At 34.0% G+C, this 18,238-nt stretch carries 15 protein-coding genes; 8 read left to right on the top strand and 7 right to left on the bottom strand.

Going from position 1 to position 18,238, the window contains the following annotated elements; genetic code table 11:
• Positions 1 to 704: 704 nt before the first annotated feature.
• The 7 genes from GON26_RS07485 (at position 705) to GON26_RS07515 (ending at position 5,815) form a co-directional block, all read left to right on the top strand.
• Positions 705 to 1,133: a hypothetical protein gene (locus tag GON26_RS07485; RefSeq protein ID WP_160374152.1), complete on the top strand. Its 429-nt coding sequence runs from the start codon at positions 705 to 707 to the stop codon at positions 1,131 to 1,133.
• An 857-nt stretch (positions 1,134 to 1,990) separates the two neighbouring features.
• Positions 1,991 to 2,329, top strand: a complete 339-nt coding sequence (locus tag GON26_RS07490) for a type II toxin-antitoxin system RelE/ParE family toxin (protein WP_160374154.1) — start codon at positions 1,991 to 1,993, stop codon at positions 2,327 to 2,329.
• 1 nt (position 2,330) lies between these two features.
• Positions 2,331 to 2,630, top strand: a complete 300-nt coding sequence (locus tag GON26_RS07495; RefSeq protein WP_160374156.1) for a helix-turn-helix domain-containing protein — start codon at positions 2,331 to 2,333, stop codon at positions 2,628 to 2,630.
• A gap of 106 nt (positions 2,631 to 2,736) precedes the next feature.
• Entirely contained in the window at positions 2,737 to 3,387 is a 651-nt protein-coding gene (locus GON26_RS07500; RefSeq protein WP_160374158.1) for a hypothetical protein, read from the top strand.
• 121 nt (positions 3,388 to 3,508) lie between these two features.
• Positions 3,509 to 4,366, top strand: a complete 858-nt coding sequence (locus GON26_RS07505; protein ID WP_160374160.1) for a helix-turn-helix domain-containing protein — start codon at positions 3,509 to 3,511, stop codon at positions 4,364 to 4,366.
• 127 nt (positions 4,367 to 4,493) lie between these two features.
• Positions 4,494 to 5,189, top strand: coding sequence for an NAD(P)H-dependent oxidoreductase (locus tag GON26_RS07510; RefSeq protein ID WP_160374162.1), 696 nt, complete (start codon positions 4,494 to 4,496; stop codon positions 5,187 to 5,189).
• A 20-nt stretch (positions 5,190 to 5,209) separates the two neighbouring features.
• Positions 5,210 to 5,815, top strand: a complete 606-nt coding sequence (locus GON26_RS07515; RefSeq protein ID WP_160374164.1) for an NAD(P)H-dependent oxidoreductase — start codon at positions 5,210 to 5,212, stop codon at positions 5,813 to 5,815.
• 137 nt (positions 5,816 to 5,952) lie between these two features.
• On the opposite strand, the gene GON26_RS07520 is transcribed toward GON26_RS07515, so the two are convergent.
• From GON26_RS07520 to clpB, 3 genes are all read right to left on the bottom strand, one after another.
• Positions 5,953 to 6,363, bottom strand: coding sequence for a hypothetical protein (locus GON26_RS07520; RefSeq protein WP_160374166.1), 411 nt, complete (start codon positions 6,361 to 6,363; stop codon positions 5,953 to 5,955).
• Between the two features lie 315 nt (positions 6,364 to 6,678).
• Positions 6,679 to 7,554, bottom strand: a complete 876-nt coding sequence (locus GON26_RS07525; protein ID WP_160374168.1) for a DUF808 domain-containing protein — start codon at positions 7,552 to 7,554, stop codon at positions 6,679 to 6,681.
• A 384-nt stretch (positions 7,555 to 7,938) separates the two neighbouring features.
• On the bottom strand, positions 7,939 to 10,545 hold the full coding sequence (clpB, locus tag GON26_RS07530; RefSeq protein WP_160374170.1) for an ATP-dependent chaperone ClpB: 2,607 nt from the start codon (positions 10,543 to 10,545) through the stop codon (positions 7,939 to 7,941).
• A gap of 206 nt (positions 10,546 to 10,751) precedes the next feature.
• Between clpB and ytxJ the strand changes: the two genes are divergently transcribed.
• Positions 10,752 to 11,141, top strand: a complete 390-nt coding sequence (gene ytxJ / locus GON26_RS07535; RefSeq protein ID WP_160374173.1) for a bacillithiol system redox-active protein YtxJ — start codon at positions 10,752 to 10,754, stop codon at positions 11,139 to 11,141.
• A gap of 112 nt (positions 11,142 to 11,253) precedes the next feature.
• Here the strand turns inward: ytxJ and GON26_RS07540 are convergent, their stop codons facing one another.
• The 4 genes from GON26_RS07540 to GON26_RS07555 form a co-directional block, all read right to left on the bottom strand.
• The gene (locus GON26_RS07540) at positions 11,254 to 12,414 is read right to left on the bottom strand and encodes a hypothetical protein (protein WP_160374175.1); all 1,161 of its coding nucleotides are present in this window, start codon (positions 12,412 to 12,414) and stop codon (positions 11,254 to 11,256) included.
• Positions 12,411 to 13,403: a DUF2157 domain-containing protein gene (locus tag GON26_RS07545; RefSeq protein WP_160374177.1), complete on the bottom strand. Its 993-nt coding sequence runs from the start codon at positions 13,401 to 13,403 to the stop codon at positions 12,411 to 12,413. The genes GON26_RS07540 and GON26_RS07545 overlap by 4 nt, the downstream gene beginning before the upstream one ends.
• A 240-nt stretch (positions 13,404 to 13,643) precedes the next feature.
• The gene (locus GON26_RS07550; protein ID WP_160374179.1) at positions 13,644 to 15,050 is read right to left on the bottom strand and encodes an efflux transporter outer membrane subunit; all 1,407 of its coding nucleotides are present in this window, start codon (positions 15,048 to 15,050) and stop codon (positions 13,644 to 13,646) included.
• A gap of 19 nt (positions 15,051 to 15,069) precedes the next feature.
• Complete coding sequence (locus tag GON26_RS07555) at positions 15,070 to 18,231, bottom strand: efflux RND transporter permease subunit (RefSeq protein WP_160374181.1); 3,162 nt, start codon at positions 18,229 to 18,231, stop codon at positions 15,070 to 15,072.
• Positions 18,232 to 18,238 lie beyond the last annotated feature (7 nt).

The raw sequence follows: 18,238 nt of genomic DNA on the forward strand, positions 1-18,238 counted from the left end.
TACCTGCACACTTAACCTATGAAAATTCTAACAACACCAGAAGAATTACAGGAATTTCAAGAGGCTATTGCGCCTTTTTTTTTATTACTCACACTTCATTTAGTCATTATTTTTATTGTTGTGGCAAATTATATTTGATTTTTTATTTTACCACGCTTTCTGTGGCAAATTTATTTTTATTTATTTTTTGCCACAGAAAGTGTGGCAAATTATATTTTTAGTTTCATTTTGCCACAAAATGCGTGGCAATTTTTTCTAAAATTTTATTTTGTTGCAACTATTGTGATTTTATTTTAAAATTATTTTTTTGTCACAAGAAACGGCGCAAAATTATTTTTATTTTCATTTTGTGGCAACCAAAAAATGCAGGATTACGATTGTTAGCAATTTGTTTTAACCGATAATGACAACTCCCAAACATTTTATGATATAACCTAAAAGTTCTGTGATACTATTTAAAAACTTTTCTGAAATACCGTAAAACTACTTGTATTTAGATCTTAGATTATAGCTATACTTGCCCTGTACAAATATTTGACGATTTTGGTTTTCCGTAAGGGAAATAATAAATAATTGTTGATATTTGTTTTTAGATACTATACCATTATTTTGTCATACATATCTATACTTATAGGGGTGGGTATGTATGACTTTATCATACATATATACAAGTTGGCAGCAAGTTTAAAACCCTTATAAACTACATGAAAACTATAATTTTATTACTATTTGTTTATTCATTTGCTTGTGGACAGAAAAAAGAAAATGGAAAATTAAGCCTTGAAGGTATCTATGAAACCAAATGTGAATTCATAGACGATGACAAAGAAGGAGAAAAATCATTTCTAAGATTTTATTCAAATCAGAAAGTATTGAGTGTTGGAACAGAATGTGACGCAACCGTTAATGATTTAAAAAGTTGGTTCAACATGGAAATGGAGAATAAATCCATCGGAGATTATAAAATTAAAGGTAAAAGAATAAAATTCTCGACAACAAGTCCGATAGGAACAGTTAAATATTGTGGACGTTTAACAAGCCAAGGGATTTTAAAGTTAAAGTCAAAAAGCTTGATAAACGGAAATAGAAGTCGAGAAGAATATCAATTAGTTGAAGGTGAAGGTTTGAAATAAAACCTACTGCTAACAGCTTGGCAAGATTGCGAATTTTGTAATAAATTTACGTTTACGTTTAGCAAGAATTTTTATCTTTAACAGAAAATAATTGGTTCCGAAGCTCGCAACCTCGCCAAGCGCAGGAAGGTTATGTGCTATGCTACCAAACAAACTAAATGATTATGAATAAATCCAAAATCACTGAAATATATTATTTTATATTATCATTTATTCTTCTATTCGTGTTTATTTTATTTTATGGCTTGGCTTTTTCACTCCAAGAATTATCACTAAAACTCTCTTATACTAAAATGTCAAATAATCAAAGCCTAATATATTTTTGGCTTATTTTTATGTTTTTAATCACACTAAGTAGACAAATAAAACTGAAATTTAGAAGTTATTACCCAAATCTAATTTTAATTATTCTTGGTCTAATACTTATGTTTTACTTCAATATATTTTCCCATAATAGTCACTCATATCAACTTACAATAAAAAAAGATACAATGATATACAAAACGGAAAATTTCACTAATGGTTATATTACTTTCAGAACCTTACAATTATTTATCTTAGTTATATTAATCCCAAGTAGTTTAAATATTCTTCGAAGCAAAAAACACAGCACATAACAGCTAATACAACGGATTTGGGCAATATGCTTTAATGAAAAGTTGTTTTTGCATTTGGATGATTTGCTTCGCCTGTTCGCTATCGCTCGGGTGGCAAATCCAAGAATGGGCTTAATTTAGTCCCAAACCAGATGTAATACCAGAACGTTGTGTACTATAATACCGTATAATCCTACATAACAACCCAAAATTACTTTATAAAAACTTGCACATTGTTAACTTTTAAGATAACTTTGCCGAATGGGTAGAGAAATTATATTTTATGAAAATCATTTTATTGAGTTTTACCAAAACCAAGACGAAAAGGTAAAAGAAAAAATTAAATATGTTCTTGAATTAATAAAACAAGTCGATAAAGTTCCCGAGAAATTTTTAAAACATTTAACTGGAACAAATGGGCTTTATGAAATAAGAATTGAATATCAGTCAAATATTTACAGAATATTTTGCTGTTTTGATAAAGGAAAATTAGTCGTTCTTTTTAATGGTTTTCAGAAAAAATCACAAAAGACACCAAAAAACGAATTAGAAAAAGCATTGAATTTAATGAACGAGTATTTTCAACAAAAAAACATTTAAAATGAAAGATTATAAAACCATAAAAACTTTCGATCAACTTATTGAGGTTGAACACGGAAAAATCGGCACAGAAAGTAGAAATAGCTACGAAGAAAAATCACAGATGTTTATCATAAGCGAAATGCTTAAACACGCTCGAAAAGAAGCTAATATAACTCAAGAGCAATTGGCGGAAAAAACTGGAACAAAAAAAAGCTACATTTCGAGAATTGAAAACGGAAAAGGAAATATTCAACTTTCAACATTAATCAGAATTTTTGAATTAGGATTAAATAAAAGGATTGGATTAACCTTTTTGTAAATATTATTACAGTACTAATTGGTACACAAACAACAAGATTGTGTTTAATATTCCAATTTAAAAAGTAATCATTTAGTTTTAAAATCCAATTAAAAATACCTCAAATATGAGCGAAACCTTTTCTGTTTTTAGAAAATATCCCACATTAGCACAAGCCAAAGAACTGAAAGGTTTATTACAACAGCATGCTATTGAAACGATACTAACGGATAATATTCCGCCTGTTGATTCTTCGTTTTCAGGAAGTACGTTGCAAAATCAATATGAAGTAAAAATTCAATTTTCGGATTTTGAAAAAGCTGAAAAAATCCTGGATGAAAATGCCGAAAACTTAATTGAAGAAGTTTCTAAAGACCATTACTTATTTGAATTTTCGGATGAGGAATTGTACGATATTCTTCTGAAAGCAGATGAATGGAACGAATTTGATTATAAACTGGCACAAAAAATATTGATTAAAAGAGGTAAACCCATTGATGAAGACTTAATCAAAGCTTTGAAAAAACAACGTCTGGAATCCTTGGCTAAACCAGAAGAGAATCAAAAACCCTGGATTATTGCAGGTTATATTTTTGCTTTACTGGGTGGTTTTTTAGGAATTCTTATTGGATATTCTTTATGGACATCCAAAAAATCATTGCCTAATGGTCAAAGCGTATATTCTTATAATGAGAAAGATAGAAACCACGGAAAAAACATTTTTTATATCGGATTGATTATTCTTCCGTTTTATATTGCCTTAAAAATGCTACTCTAAAAAACTATGAAAATATAAAACCGCTTTATACTATTTGTTTCTAATCAAACGAAAGTTTTTCACAGAGTACGTTAAATTCCTTTTACCGAATCGACCATCACAACAAAGAACAGACGAATAAATGATACATTTTACAGACTTTAAATCCTATAACGAATACCTAGGCCTGGACAAACCTCTGGACAACAACATTGACGTTGGTTTTTATGATCCGCCAAATATGTTGTCGAAATCTGAACCTATTTCGGTTGACTTTTACAGAATTTCTATCAAAATAAATTTTGTCAATAAAACGACCCCAAAAAGAAAACCAATTACTGCAGTGTTTTTTAACAGTCCTAATTTAATTGTTCCTGCTGGTTGGGATATTGAACCGACTTACAAAGGAATGTATCTACAACTTTCAAAGAAATTCATCGAAGAAAACAGATATTTATTCAAAACGTATTTAGATTACGGACAACACGAAGCATTGTATTTGACAGAGGAAGAAATCGAAGAAATTTCTGCTGTTTTTAAGTTGATGATGAAGTATTACGAAAGCGAAAAACGAAATTTCAATGTGCTTTTATCGTATGTAAATGTGATCGTTTCTTTGGTGGAAGCGTTTTACAAAAGACAGTTTTTAACTGACCCAAAACAGTACAATCATATCGTTCGTGATTTTCAACAAAGCATCATTGATTATTACAACCAACCTGTTTCTCAACTTCCAAGCGTGCAATACTTTGCTGATAAATTGGGTTTGACGGCCAATTATTTGGGCGACATTGTAAAACATTTTACCCAAAAATCTGCACTCGAAAACATTCATGATTTTGTTATCAAAAGAGCGAAACAATTGCTTGTAGAAAACCAAAAACTCAATACAACAGAAGTAGCGTATGAATTGGGATTTGAATACCCTAACTACTTTTCAAAATTCTTTAAAAAACAAGTAGGCTTAAGTCCGAAAGAATATCGTCAACAATTAAATTAATGATACAAAACGCCTTTTTCAAGGCGTTTTTTTGTAATCAGTAATTTGTTTCTTTTTAAATAGTAGTCTGTTTCAATTGGTTGCAATTCAAGGTTCTAATTTTGTCTTATCATTTTAAAACAAAACAATGAAAGCAAAAATAACTTTGATGACCCTACTAATGATGTTATCATTTGGCAATAGAGTAACGGCACAAAACCCATCAAAAAAAGATAGTTCTGAAACTAAAACTGTTTTACTTATCAATACACATTTGACCTATCCTGGCTGGTCGGAAGGAAAATTGAACGCCTCGTTTTACAATGTAGCAAAGGATTTTTTTATCTCCAAAAACTACAAGGTCATTGAAACAAAAGTAGAAGATGGCTATGATGCCGATGAAGAGGTTGAAAAACATCTTCAAGCAGATATTGTCATTTTGCAAACACCTGTAAATTGGGAAAATACACCTTGGATTTACAAAAAATATGTAGATGAAGTTTTTAACAGCGCATTGAAAAGCAAAAAATTTCTTGCTGGCGATGGACGTTCGGAAGCAGAAGGATTTAAGCAATATGGAATGGGCGGAAAAATGCAGGGCAAAAGATTCATGATTTCTGCCACTTGGAATGCACCAGAAGAAAGTTTCAACAATCCTGAAAATCCGCTTTGGAAAGGAAAAACAGCCGATGATGCTTTATTTAATATAGCTGCGAATTACTTGTTTACGGGTTTTGAAGTCATTCCTGGACATTATTGCTACGATGTGTATCATAACAGACATATTAAAGAAGATTTAGAAAATTACCCTGCTTATTTACAAAAAATGTTTAACATCAAATAAAAATATTTAATAGGATCAAAATGAATTCAACTCAAAAAGTACTCTTAATCAATACGCATCTAACCTATCCAAACTGGTCAGAAGGATTATTAAATGATGCATTTCATCAAAAAGCAAAAGATTTTTTTACAGCCAAAAACTTTGAAGTTTTAGAAACAAAAGTGGAAGACGGCTATAACGCAGACGAAGAAGTAGAAAAACATTTGAAAGCAGATATCATCATTTTACAGACACCGATTAATTGGTTTGGGGCTCCCTGGATTTACAAAAAATATGTGGACGAAGTTTTTAACAGCGGACTTCACAGTGCCAAATTTCTTGCAGGCGATGGTAGAACTCGTGAAGACTCAAGTCGACAATATGGAACTGGTGGAAAAATGCAAGGCAAAAAGTTTATGGTCTCTTCAACTTGGAACGCACCAAAAGAAGCTTTTGGAAATCCCGAACAAATATTATTTCAAGGCATAAGTTCCGCAAATTTTTTAATGCACATAACAAACAACTATCGTTTTTGTGGTGTTGAAATTGTCGCTGACTATAATTGCTTCGACATATTTAAAGATGGAAACATTGTGGGCGATTTAGAAAATTATCCGAAACATTTGGAGAAAGTTTTTGAAATATAATAGAGGAAAACTTAACAGCCAATAAAAAACGGCAGGTTAGAATGTATTATCAAAAGCTGAAGTTTGCACTTCAGCTTTTGTTTTTCTATCTATAAAATCATTTTTTTAATGAATTGTTACCAACGCATTATTTTACTTTATTCTATAATAACTGTTTTGGTGATAAACTCGGTCTCTGATTTTTTAAACTTTAGATTAAAAGTTCCTTTATCAGCAGATTTGAATTTGTAGATGGCTTTTTGTACTTCAGGAACCATCTCGATACAAACTTCAGATTCGTATTTGGTTTGTATTTGAAAACCTTTATCGGTTCCGATGGTGGTTTCAACAAATTTGTCGAACTTTCCGCAAGGATTATCTACATTAAAAAATACTTCGATATCGACATCTTGATTTACTTGTCCTTTGTCCAGCCCTTTTACTTCTGTGGCGAAGGCTACTTTTATGATGGGTTCAAAAACTTCATCATCGTCATCATTATCACATGATACAAAAGCTGCTGCTAAAAATAAAACTACTAAAACCGATTTTAATTTGAATGTTTTCATAAAAAATTATTTATTGTTAATTATAATGAAGACAGCCTTGAACCGATATAGTTGCTTATAAGAAATGTTAAATGTTTTTATAAAATCTTTAAACTATTGACAGTCAAATAAATAAAATCGCTATAATTTTTTAGAAAAAAGTGTTCTTTATAGAAAAGAATCTTCCTAAACTAGCCCCGATAATAGTGGAAATCCTTTTACTTTTTTCTTTAAAAAGTAAAAGATTGAAGCGGATAGCGGGACAACTGTTTCTGATGAAAACGATTGTTCTGCTCCAAAAAAAAACACCAGCTGTAAAACTGGTGTTTGTATTTATTATTTCTTTTTTGCGAAAATCTTCTTGACCAAATTTACGAGTAATAAAACCACGAAGCCAAATATAAGTCCTGCTAAAAACTCTTTGATGAAAGATGGAATTTGTGGAAATAAATGATGTAAGAAAGGGATCTGATGAACAAAGATACCGCCAGATACCGAGATTAAAGCCAATGTACCGATAACGGTCAAAGCTTTGATGACTTTTGGAAGTGCCTGTACCAGTATATTTCCGATAGTATATAAAAATCCGCTTTCTTTTTTGCTTAACTGAATTAGTCTTACTCCAAATTCGTCCATTCTGACAATTAAGGCTACGATGCCGTAAACACCTACAGTTGCAATTATGGCTATGATAGAAACTACCATAATTTGAGATGATAGTGACTTGCCGATTACGGTACTCATGGCAATGATTACAATTTCGACAGATAATATAAAATCGGTTAAAATGGCTGATTTTATTTTACCTTTTTCGGCTGCTAAAATTTCTTCTTCAGAGAAAGGTTTGTCGATCATTTCGTTTTCGTCATGATGCTCGTGCGGAAAGAAATATTCGTAAATTTTTTCGGCACCTTCATAGGCTAAAAACAGACCTCCCAATACTAAAATTATAATAATAGCAGTCGGCAAATAATAACTTAATAAAAAGGCAATTGGTAAAATAATTAATTTATTTACAAAAGATCCTTTTCCTATGGCCCATAAAACGGGTAATTCTCTTGAAGAAATAAATCCTGAGGCTTTCTCTGCATTTACTGCCAAATCATCGCCCAAAATTCCCGCTGTTTTTTTTGCTGCAACTTTACTCATTACAGCAACATCATCCATAATTGCCGCTATATCATCTAATAGTATAAAAAAACCTGATGCCATTTTATTGTTTTTAATTTATGCGAAGCTACTACTTTTTGATTGAATTTTAGTACTGAATTTCGGCAAAAATAATATTATTTTTTAGCTGCATTGTCCTAAAAGCACCCAGATAATTACAAAAACTAAAATAGTTCCGAAGCAGCCTCCTCCTAATTTTTTGGCACCGTAACCTGCTATTAATCCTCTAAAAATGTTGTTCATGTTTTTGGTTTTTAAGTTGTTATTTAATTATTTATTGTAATGTAAAATTCAACATTTAATTTTAAGGAAGTTTTATATTACTTTCTGAAATAGTTTCATTATTTACTGATTCTGAATTCTTTTGAACAAAAAAAACACCAGCGCTAAAACTGGTGTTTTCTAACTAATATAAAATGAAAAAACTTAATTTACTAACTCTTCTGATTGGTTTCTGAAAACCAGATGACCATCAAAAGCATCAATCAAAATAATGCTGTCTGTTGTAATTTTGCCAGCCAGAATTTCTTTTGAAAGCTGATTCAAAACCTCTCTCTGTATCACACGTTTTACAGGTCTTGCACCAAATTGTGTATCATAACCTTTCTCTGAAAGATATTTGATTGCTTCCGGAGTTGCATCCATCGTGATACCCTGAAGCGCTAACATTTTGGTTACGCTCTTTAATTGCAGACTCACGATTCGCGAAATATTTTCGACAGTTAATGGCGTAAACATTACAATTTCATCAATACGGTTGATAAATTCCGGGCGAACGGTTTGTTTTAGTAATCCTAAAACTTCGACTTTTGCAGCCTCTGTTGCCGCTTCGATACTGCCTTTAAGATTATCAAATTTTTCCTGAATAATCTGGCTTCCCATATTCGAGGTCATGATGATAATCGTGTTCTTGAAATCAGCCAGACGTCCTTTGTTATCCGTCAAACGTCCTTCGTCTAAAACCTGCAATAAAATATTGAAGGTATCGGGATGCGCTTTCTCGATCTCGTCTAACAAAATCACAGAATATGGTTTTCTACGAACGGCTTCTGTCAATTGACCACCTTCGTCATACCCCACATATCCCGGAGGCGCACCTACTAAACGGCTCACACTGTGACGTTCCTGATACTCACTCATATCGATACGCGTCATGGCACTTTCATCATCAAAAAGATATTCGGCTAATGCCTTTGCCAGCTCGGTTTTACCCACTCCCGTTGTTCCTAAAAACAAGAAGGTTCCAACAGGTTTTTTCATGTCCTGCAATCCGGCACGGCTTCTGCGAACAGCATCACTTACCGCTTCGATCGCTTCTTCCTGACCTACCACACGTTTGTGTAATTCGTCTTCCAGATGCAATAATTTTTCTCTTTCGGTCTGAAGCATTTTCATTACCGGAATTCCGGTCCATTTGGCTACCACTTCTGCAATATCTTCACGAGTAACTTCTTCTTTTATCAAAGAATTGCCCGATTGGTATTCTTGTAATTGTTTCAGCAAAACATCCAGACGCTCTTGCGCTTCTTTGATTTTTCCGTAACGAATTTCAGCAACTTTTCCGTAATCGCCATCACGTTCTGCACGCTCTGCTTCGTGTTTGAAATCTTCTATTTCTAATTTTACAGCCTGAACGCCATCTACAACATCTTTTTCCGTTTTCCATTTGGTGTAGATAATGTTGCGCTCTTCTTTAAGATTCGCCAGATCCATGCGTAAAAGTTTGAGTTTGTTCTCTTCTTTTTCGCGTTTGATGGCTTCAATTTCGATTTCGAGCTGCATGATTTTTCGATCCAAAACATCTAATTCTTCTGGTTTTGAATTAATTTCCATACGCAATTTCGAAGCCGCTTCATCCATTAAATCAATGGCTTTGTCTGGCAAAAAACGATTCGTAATATATCTTTGCGAAAGTTCAACTGCAGCAATAATTGCCTCGTCTTTAATCTGAACTTTATGGTGTGTTTCGTATTTTTCTTTGATTCCACGCAAAATAGAAATCGCACTTTCGGTGTCCGGCTCATCAATTAATACTTTCTGGAAACGACGTTCTAAAGCTTTGTCTTTCTCAAAATATTTTTGATATTCATCTAAAGTCGTGGCTCCAATAGCTCTCAGTTCTCCACGAGCCAACGCTGGTTTCAGGATATTTGCTGCGTCCATAGCGCCTTCTCCTCCACCCGCGCCTACCAGTGTGTGAATTTCATCAATAAACAATACGATATCACCTTCTGCGGCTGTCACTTCTTTTACAACCGATTTTAATCTTTCTTCGAATTCTCCTTTGTACTTCGCACCCGCAATCAGCGCTCCCATATCCAGCGAGAAAACGATTTTATCTTTAAGGTTTTCAGGCACATCGCCATCAACAATTCTATGCGCTAATCCTTCTGCAATGGCGGTTTTACCAACTCCTGGTTCACCGACCAGCATCGGGTTATTTTTGGTTCTTCTTGTCAGAATCTGCAACACACGACGAATTTCTTCGTCACGTCCAATAACGGGATCCAGCTTTCCTGTACGTGCTAGTTCATTTAAGTTTTTAGCATATTTATTCAGCGAATTGTAGTTTTCTTCAGCTGAAGCTGATGTCACTCTTTCGCCTTTACGAAGTTCCTGAATGGTTGCTTTCAGCCCTTTTCCGGTAACTCCCTGATCTTTTAGAATTTGTGCCACTTTACTTTTCGAATCGAAAATCGCCAAAATCAAATGCTCGATAGAAACGTATTCATCGTTCATTTTTTGTGCGATGATTTCGGCTTCATTCAGTGCTTTATTGGCATCTCTTGAAAGTGTAATGTCGCCACCAGAAACTTTAGGAAAGCTTTGGATAGTCGAATCTAATATCTGTAAAAACAACGGCACATTTACGTTGAGTTTCTTCAGAATAAAGGGTGCTACATTTTCATCTACTTCAAAAATAGCTTTAAAAATGTGCTCGTTTTCAATTTGTTGCTGTCCGAATCGCTGTGCCAGTTGCTGTGATAGCTGAATGGCTTCCTGCGATTTAGTTGTAAATTTATTTATGTTCATCTTTATACGATTTAGGTTTGCTTTTTTTATTTAAAACTCGATTCCATTAAATTTAGAATTTATTGAATTAAATTTTTATTATTAAATGAATAACTTTGCAGATGAATAGACAAAATATATTCCATTATAAAAATACAGACAAAATGGCGTTTTAAACCGCTTTTCAGCTCTTTTTAAACGTCAAAAAGTCATAAAACAAGCCAAATATGAGTTTTTTTAATTCAATCTTCGGAAGTTCAGAGAATACAGATTCTTCAAAAAGCACTATAAATTGGACTGAATTGACCGATTTAGCCCAATTAATGGAAATCGAAGCTATATCTAATGAAAAGCCAGTAGTGATTTTCAAACACAGTACAAGATGCAGTATTAGCCGTATGGCCCTGAAACAATTTGAACGCGAGTTTGATTTGAATGAAACTGTTGATGCTTATTTTCTGGATTTAATAGCACACCGTGATGTTTCGAACGAAATTGCGAATCGTTTTAATGTTTATCACGAATCACCACAGCTAATCTTGATCAAAAACGGAAAAGCAGTTTACGATGTTTCGCACAGCGATATTGATGCTGTAGCTTTGAAAGAGAAAATATAATTTTTTTGTGAAATGTGAGTTGTAAAAAGTGAAATGTAATTTGTGAAATGTGAAATACACCAAAAACATTTTACTTTTTACAACTCACATTTCACATTTTACATTTTACATTTCAGAAGCTTCCATCAGAACCACCTCCGCTAAAACCTCCTCCTCCAAATTCCATTGGAGAATTTTGTGGTTTTACTTCAGGTTTCATTCCGAAAGTGGAAGCAACAATTAAAGCTTCGGCATTAATTGCATTCGAATTATTGATTCTATCAGGTTTAAAAGTTAATCCTGTTTCTTTGTACTTTAATTTTTGAATCGAAAGATAAGCGACTGCAAATAAAGCCACTCCGCCCAAAGCCAAAGCTATTTCTATTGGCAAAACTGAATGATAAGTACGGATTGTAAAAATTGAAAAAGCGATTGCCAAAAAACTAATCCACAACATAATTCGATCATGGATTTTAATCGCCTGATATAAATAAACCAATGGAACAATTGCCGTGAAACTCCAAAAGAAAAAGGCAAACGGTATATCTTCTCCCGGACGAATTTCATTATCTAAAAGCATTACAGAAAGCTCTCTTACCACCAGATAATTACAGGACAAGTAAAATAAAATCAGGCAGAAACTATTTATTAACAAAAGACCATTGTAATAATATTTTTCTTTTAAATCTTTAATTGCTTTTTTAGAAAAAAAGTAAAATCCTAGTGAAGTCAACATGGCTACAAAAGGCAAAATTGTCTTTCCGATTTCTCCAAATTCGAATAAACCATAAAATAAAACTGCCGTAAAAGCGCAGCAAAAAATCAGCATCGCTGGTGTATACAAGTATCTTCTGTACATTAAAAAAGAAATCAAGGCTACAAAAATAGCAATCACCAATTCGTATCCGTCTGAGGTTATACCAACTGCAATTCCGAAATTTAATATGGTTCCTACTATAAAAGCATCATCTAAACCGTGTTGGTAATATTTTTCTTTTGCTAAAAATTCAGCACCAGTAATTCCAATTATGGTAAAAATATAAAAGCATATTTTCCAGAAAACTTCACTGCCATCAATTCCTAATAATGAAATTGCACAACAAATCGAGGAATATAAAAAAACACCTAAAAAAAAGAATCCTATTTGTACCAGAATAGAATTTTGCTTAAAGTCTGGCAGTTCCTTTTTTATTGAATTGAATTGTTCTTTATTAATAAATCCAGCATTTAACAATGAATTTGCTTCTTCAAGTAAAGCCAAATCCTCTAATAATTTCGTATCGTGTACCATCATAATTTCTCTTTATTAAATTTTTTAATCAGTTTGATAAAAAGTACGATCGAACCAATAAAATAAGCTGGCAATATCAAAATAAACAATTCCCAAAAATCGAAGAATTCAATAAAATTTAAAAACTTAACCAATACAATATTCACACCAATATAGGCATAAATAATCATGAAAACATACAATGAAATTGATTTTAGTTCGTAACTGATTTTATAAAAATAAAAAGAAGACAACGCCAAAACCGCAGCAAATATAACCCAGGTTAAATCATAAGAATCCAGCAAATTACTGATTGCCGCAATACTTATAATATGCAAAGCAAAAGTGAGATAGATAAAATTGAAATGTGTTTTCAACGCTATTCTTGAACTATAAATTGTCCATAAAACAAGTAAACCTCCTAACGCAATGGCGGAATAACTTAAATTTTGGGTTGTATGAAAATCATTATTTACTAAATCCTGTGGCGTAACTGAAATCCCGATATAAGCTGCCAAACCCGTAATTGCAATACTTAATACGCTTCTGTTATCAAAATAATAAGCAACAAAAAAACTAAAAATGGTGGGCACAAGTGTTGCCAAACCATAGTGTTCTCCAAAAGGTTTGTATTGAAATTGCAGGTAACCCATAAAAATACAAGACAAAATACTCCCCGCCAAAACCAAATATTCGATAACAGGATTTTCAAAAATAGTTTCGTTTTTTTGAAAACCTTTTGAATGTTTAAAACAATAGAAAAAACAAACTACAATAGCAATCAGCAATATCGAAAGAATGGCGATATGCCCAATAGTATCGATATTTTGATAAATTAAAATTCCGATTCCGGACGTAAACATCAAAACAGACAGATAGAGAAATAATTTCAGTTCGGCATTTAACGAAAAGATATTCAGACTGCGGTAGGCTTTAATTTCATTGAACTGATTTTCAGTTATAAAATTTCTCTCCAGAAGCGATTTTACAGATTCTTCGTCAAATTTATTCATAGTCGATTTTAAAAGTTATATTCCAAAAATAGTGTTTTTGAAGTACAAATCTTATTATTTGTAAGCTATTTGTTGTTTTAAATTTTTAATACAAAATGAATAAAAAAATAGCCCACAGATGGAACTGATTGAAGCGATAAAAACAGATTTTTATAGGTCTTTCTATAATATAATCCGCGTTAATCAGTTAAATCAGTTTCACCTGTGGGCCATTCTCAATGACGGTATAAGAAACGAATATTATTTCCAACCGCCACCTAAAGCGCGGTATAAATCGACAAGTGCCTGCAATTTTTGCAATTCATCATTTATCCCACTCAATTGTGCTGAAAGCAAATTTTGCTGCGATGTCAATACATCTGTATAATTGGTCGCTGAGCTGTACTCCAGAAGCTGTTGTGTAAAATCGACTGCTTTTTCCAGAGCTGCAATTTGTTTTGCTCTCGAATCTTCTTTTTCGACTGCCATCTGAAATGAGTACAAAGAATTCGAAACTTCTTGTCCTGCGACCAAAAGAGTTTGCTGAAAATTATTCATAGCCTGCAATTGTTGGGATTGCGCCGTTGTAAGTCTTGCTTTATTCAGTCCCTGATTAAAAATTGGCTGTGTCAATCCGCCTATAATCGAATAAAAAACAGAATTCACGAAAAAATCTTTCAATTCAAGGTTCGAAAAACCAGTACTTGCCGTCAATGTCAGACTTGGATAGAAATAGGTTTTGGCCATATTTGTCGTTTCGAAAGCAGTTCTGAAATTAAATTCCGCCTGACGAACATCCGGACGATTGTTCAACAATTGAGAAGGTACTCCTAAAGCAATATTTTCTGGAATATTCTGATCGCCTAATTTTCCTCTTTCAATTGGTCCTGGAGCCTGTCCCATCAGAATATTTAAGACATTTTCGGTTTCACGGATACTTCTTTTCAAATCCGGAATCAAGACTTCGGCTGCATGCTGGTTGGCTTCACTTTGCACAACAGCTGCTCCCGTTACTACGGCACCTTCTTTTAGCAACTTTATCGTTTCTACGTTTTTGATACGGCTTGCTAAGGTTGCTTCGGTAATTTCTAATTGTTTATCAAAAGATAGCAATTGAAAATAATTATTTGCAATATCAGCAATAAGTTGTGTCTGAATGGCTTGTTTGGCCGCATCTGTTGCAAGATAACTGGCCAAAGCAGCTCTCTTTGAACTGCTTAATTTTCCCCAAACATCAATTTCCCAGGAGCTGCTTAAACCTAATTTATAAGTAGTTGTAAGCGTATTGATATTGATTCCGGCAGGAAAATTAAGTCCCGCTTCTGATTGCTTATTATGTGTAGCATTGGCGTCAATATTCAGTGTTGGATAATACGCCAATTTCTTTTGTTGTAAAGTCGCACGAGCCTGAACAATGTTTTCAATAGCATTTTTCAGATTTAAATTCTGATCAAGTCCTTTTTGTACTAATGCATTCAATTTATCATCCTTAAAAACACTCTGCCAGGGCATAGTGGCGATCGTAGTAGAATCGGCGGAAGCCTGATCTCTGTATAATTTATCTGTCGAAATTGTGTCAGGGCGCTCGTACTTTTTGGTCACGGAGCACGCACTAAGGAATGCTGCCGTTATGAGTACGAGAATATATTTATTTGAACTTTGAGTCATTTTCTTCTAAATTAAATTACTACTCCTTATGAGCTTCTATTTGTGGCACTTCGTCCTCATCTTCATCATAACCGTCTTTAGCCGGCCCACTTACTTTTTCCTGTAATGTTTGGAAAATGATAAACAATACCGGAATAACAAATACTCCTAATATGGTTCCGATTAACATTCCGCCAACCGCTCCGGTACCGATAGATTTATTACCCACCGCTCCAGCTCCTGAAGCAAACATCAAAGGAACAAGTCCTAAAATAAAGGCAAAAGACGTCATTAAAATTGGTCGTAAACGTGCCACAGCTCCTTCGACAGCTGATTGTACAATTGGCATTCCTTTTCGTCTTCGGTCTAAAGCAAATTCAACAATCAAAATACCGTTCTTGGCCAGTAATCCAATCAACATGATTAAGGAAATCTGCAGATAAATATTACTATTCAATTTAAAAATAATCGAAAATAAATACGCCCCAGCCAATCCAAACGGAATTGAAAATAATACTGCAAAAGGCAAAATATAACTTTCGTATTGCGCACTTAACAAGAAATAAACAAACACCAGACACAAGATGAAAATAAAAATAGTTTCGCTTCCTGAAGCTAATTCTTCACGTGTTAATCCTGAAAATTCATAACCGTAACCTGCAGGAAGATTTTCTGCTGCTACTTCCTGAATTGCTTTTATCGCATCTCCAGAACTATACCCTGCATTTGGTGCTCCTGTGATTGAAATAGAAGTAAAAAGATTGAATCTCGAAATAGACTCTGGCCCGAAAACTCTGGTCATTTTTACAAATTCCGTTATTGGCGCCATATTTCCGGCACTATTTCGAACAAAAATTTTATTCAAACCTTCCGTATTCGTTCTGAATTCTGGTGAAGCCTGAATCATAACACGATATTGTTTCCCAAATTTATTGAAATTCGAAGCGTACAATCCTCCGTAATACCCTTGCATGGTTGACAAAATCGTGTTTACCGGAACTCCTGCATCTTTTGCTTTTGCCAGATTAATATCCATCATATATTGAGGGAAACCTGGATTAAAAGGTGTTGTTGCATATTGAATTTCAGGACGTTTTGACAATTTCTCCAGAAAATCAGTATTGACCTTAAAGAATTCTGCGGTCGTGTGACCTCCTTTGTCCTGTAATTGAAATTCGAATCCTCCACTTTGTCCAAAACCCTGAATCGTTGGCGGAGAAATAAAGAAAATATTGGCTTCTCGAATACCGCTTGTTTTGGCAAAAAGCTGACCAATTACTTCATTAACATTTAGTTCACGTTCATCCCAAGGCAACAATTTTACAATAACCATACTGTAAGCACTTCCCGCTCCTGCCGTAAAGTTTTGCCCCACAATACGAAGCGTATTTTTAACACCCGGAATCGTTTTGGCAATACTATCTACTTTCTTGGCAATAATATCAGAACGCTCCATAGATGCCGATGGCGGCAAACTAATATTAGCGAAAACAGTTCCCTGATCTTCCGCAGGAACGAAAGCGGAAGGCGTGGTTTTCATCATGTAAAATAAAGCTCCTCCAGCGATGATAATAGATGCTAAAACTATCCATTTTTTAACCGAAAGAAACTGAACGGATCTTTTATATTTATTCGTAACATTATCAAAAGCAACGTTAAACGAAGTATAAAATCTCTGAATAAAACTTTTATGTTTATGATCGTCAGCATGTGGTTTTAAAAGCAAAGCACATAATGCAGGACTCAAAGTCAAGGCATTAATTGCCGAAAGGATAATCGCAACCGCCAACGTGATACCAAATTGTTTATAGAAAACCCCAGTAGAACCCGTAATAAAAGTAACCGGAATAAATACGGCCGCCATTACAAGTGTAATCGAAATAATCGCTCCCGAAATTTCATCCATGGCATCAATCGTAGCTTTTTTAGACGATTTGTAACCATGATCGAGTTTGGCATGCACTGCCTCGACAACGACAATCGCATCATCGACGACAATTCCAATGGCAAGAACCATCGCAAAAAGTGTTAGTAAGTTAATCGTAAATCCGAATAAATTCAGGAAGAAAAACGTTCCTACAATAGCCACCGGAACCGCAATTGCCGGAATTAATGTCGATCTAAAATCCTGAAGAAAGATAAATACAACAATAAAAACCAATATAAAAGCTTCAATCAAAGTATGAATTACTTTCTCGATAGAAGCATCCAGATTTTCATTAACATCAACCAGAATAGTATATTTTACTCCTTTTGGGAAGTTTTTGGCCGCTTCTTCAATTAAGGCTTTCGAATTATTAATTACATCGCGGGCGTTTGATCCCGGAGTTTGACTAATCGCCATTGCCGCAGATTCTACACCATTTGTTTTAATGGTTGAAGCATAACTTAATGATCCTAATTCTACTTTGGCAATATCTTTTAATCGTAACATTTGTCCGTTACCGACCGATTTTATTACAATATTTTCAAATTCCTGAGCGCTTGTTAAACGTCCTTTGTATTTGATTACATATTGAAAAGCCTGATCGCCATTCTCACCAAATTTACCTGGTGCGGCTTCGATATTTTGTTCTGCCAAAGCAGCCGAAATATCACTCGGAATCAATTTATACTGCTGCATGATATCTGGTTTTAGCCAGATTCTCATCGAGTAATCTTTTGCTCCAAAAACCGTAACATCTCCTACCCCAACAACACGCTGGATTTGTGGAACAAGATTGATTTTTGCATAATTTTGAAGAAAAGTCTGGTCGTATGCCTTGTCTTCACTATATAAAGAGAAAATCAGCAAGTTACTACTCTGACTTTTGGTTACTGTTACCCCCGCCTGTGTTACCTCTACAGGCAATAAACTGGTGGCTCTGGAAACCCTGTTTTGAACATTTACCGCTGCTAAATCAGGATTTGTTCCTACTTTAAAGAATATTTTTATAGAAGCATTTCCATCATTAGTTGCTGTAGAAGTCATGTAGGTCATGTTTTCTACACCATTAATTTGCTCTTCAAGCGGAATTACGATACTTTTAAGTACTACATCTGCGTTGGCTCCAGTATAACTAGCTGAAACGTTTACGGTTGGAGGCGCAATATCTGGGTATTGGGAAATTGGTAGCTCAACCAAACCTAAGACACCCAAAATCACGATAATAACCGAAATTACTGTCGAAAGTACAGGTCTTTGTATGAATTTTTTAAACATGTTTTTT

The sequence above is a fragment of the Flavobacterium hydrocarbonoxydans genome, assembly GCF_009789235.1.
GTDB classification, from domain to species: domain Bacteria; phylum Bacteroidota; class Bacteroidia; order Flavobacteriales; family Flavobacteriaceae; genus Flavobacterium; species Flavobacterium hydrocarbonoxydans.

Excerpts from the sequence above, each read along its gene's own strand:
- clpB (WP_160374170.1), bottom strand. The coding sequence starts at position 10,545 with ATGAACATAAATAAATTTACAACTAAATCGCAGGAAGCCATTCAGCTA.
- GON26_RS07545 (WP_160374177.1), bottom strand. The coding sequence starts at position 13,403 with ATGAATAAATTTGACGAAGAATCTGTAAAATCGCTTCTGGAGAGAAAT.
- GON26_RS07485 (WP_160374152.1), top strand. The coding sequence starts at position 705 with ATGAAAACTATAATTTTATTACTATTTGTTTATTCATTTGCTTGTGGA.
- GON26_RS07525 (WP_160374168.1), bottom strand. The coding sequence starts at position 7,554 with ATGGCATCAGGTTTTTTTATACTATTAGATGATATAGCGGCAATTATG.
- GON26_RS07520 (WP_160374166.1), bottom strand. The coding sequence starts at position 6,363 with ATGAAAACATTCAAATTAAAATCGGTTTTAGTAGTTTTATTTTTAGCA.
- GON26_RS07495 (WP_160374156.1), top strand. The coding sequence starts at position 2,331 with ATGAAAGATTATAAAACCATAAAAACTTTCGATCAACTTATTGAGGTT.
- ytxJ (WP_160374173.1), top strand. The coding sequence starts at position 10,752 with ATGAGTTTTTTTAATTCAATCTTCGGAAGTTCAGAGAATACAGATTCT.
- GON26_RS07505 (WP_160374160.1), top strand. The coding sequence starts at position 3,509 with ATGATACATTTTACAGACTTTAAATCCTATAACGAATACCTAGGCCTG.
- GON26_RS07540 (WP_160374175.1), bottom strand. The coding sequence starts at position 12,414 with ATGATGGTACACGATACGAAATTATTAGAGGATTTGGCTTTACTTGAA.
- GON26_RS07555 (WP_160374181.1), bottom strand. The coding sequence starts at position 18,231 with ATGTTTAAAAAATTCATACAAAGACCTGTACTTTCGACAGTAATTTCG.
- GON26_RS07510 (WP_160374162.1), top strand. The coding sequence starts at position 4,494 with ATGAAAGCAAAAATAACTTTGATGACCCTACTAATGATGTTATCATTT.
- GON26_RS07500 (WP_160374158.1), top strand. The coding sequence starts at position 2,737 with ATGAGCGAAACCTTTTCTGTTTTTAGAAAATATCCCACATTAGCACAA.
- GON26_RS07490 (WP_160374154.1), top strand. The coding sequence starts at position 1,991 with ATGGGTAGAGAAATTATATTTTATGAAAATCATTTTATTGAGTTTTAC.
- GON26_RS07550 (WP_160374179.1), bottom strand. The coding sequence starts at position 15,050 with ATGACTCAAAGTTCAAATAAATATATTCTCGTACTCATAACGGCAGCA.
- GON26_RS07515 (WP_160374164.1), top strand. The coding sequence starts at position 5,210 with ATGAATTCAACTCAAAAAGTACTCTTAATCAATACGCATCTAACCTAT.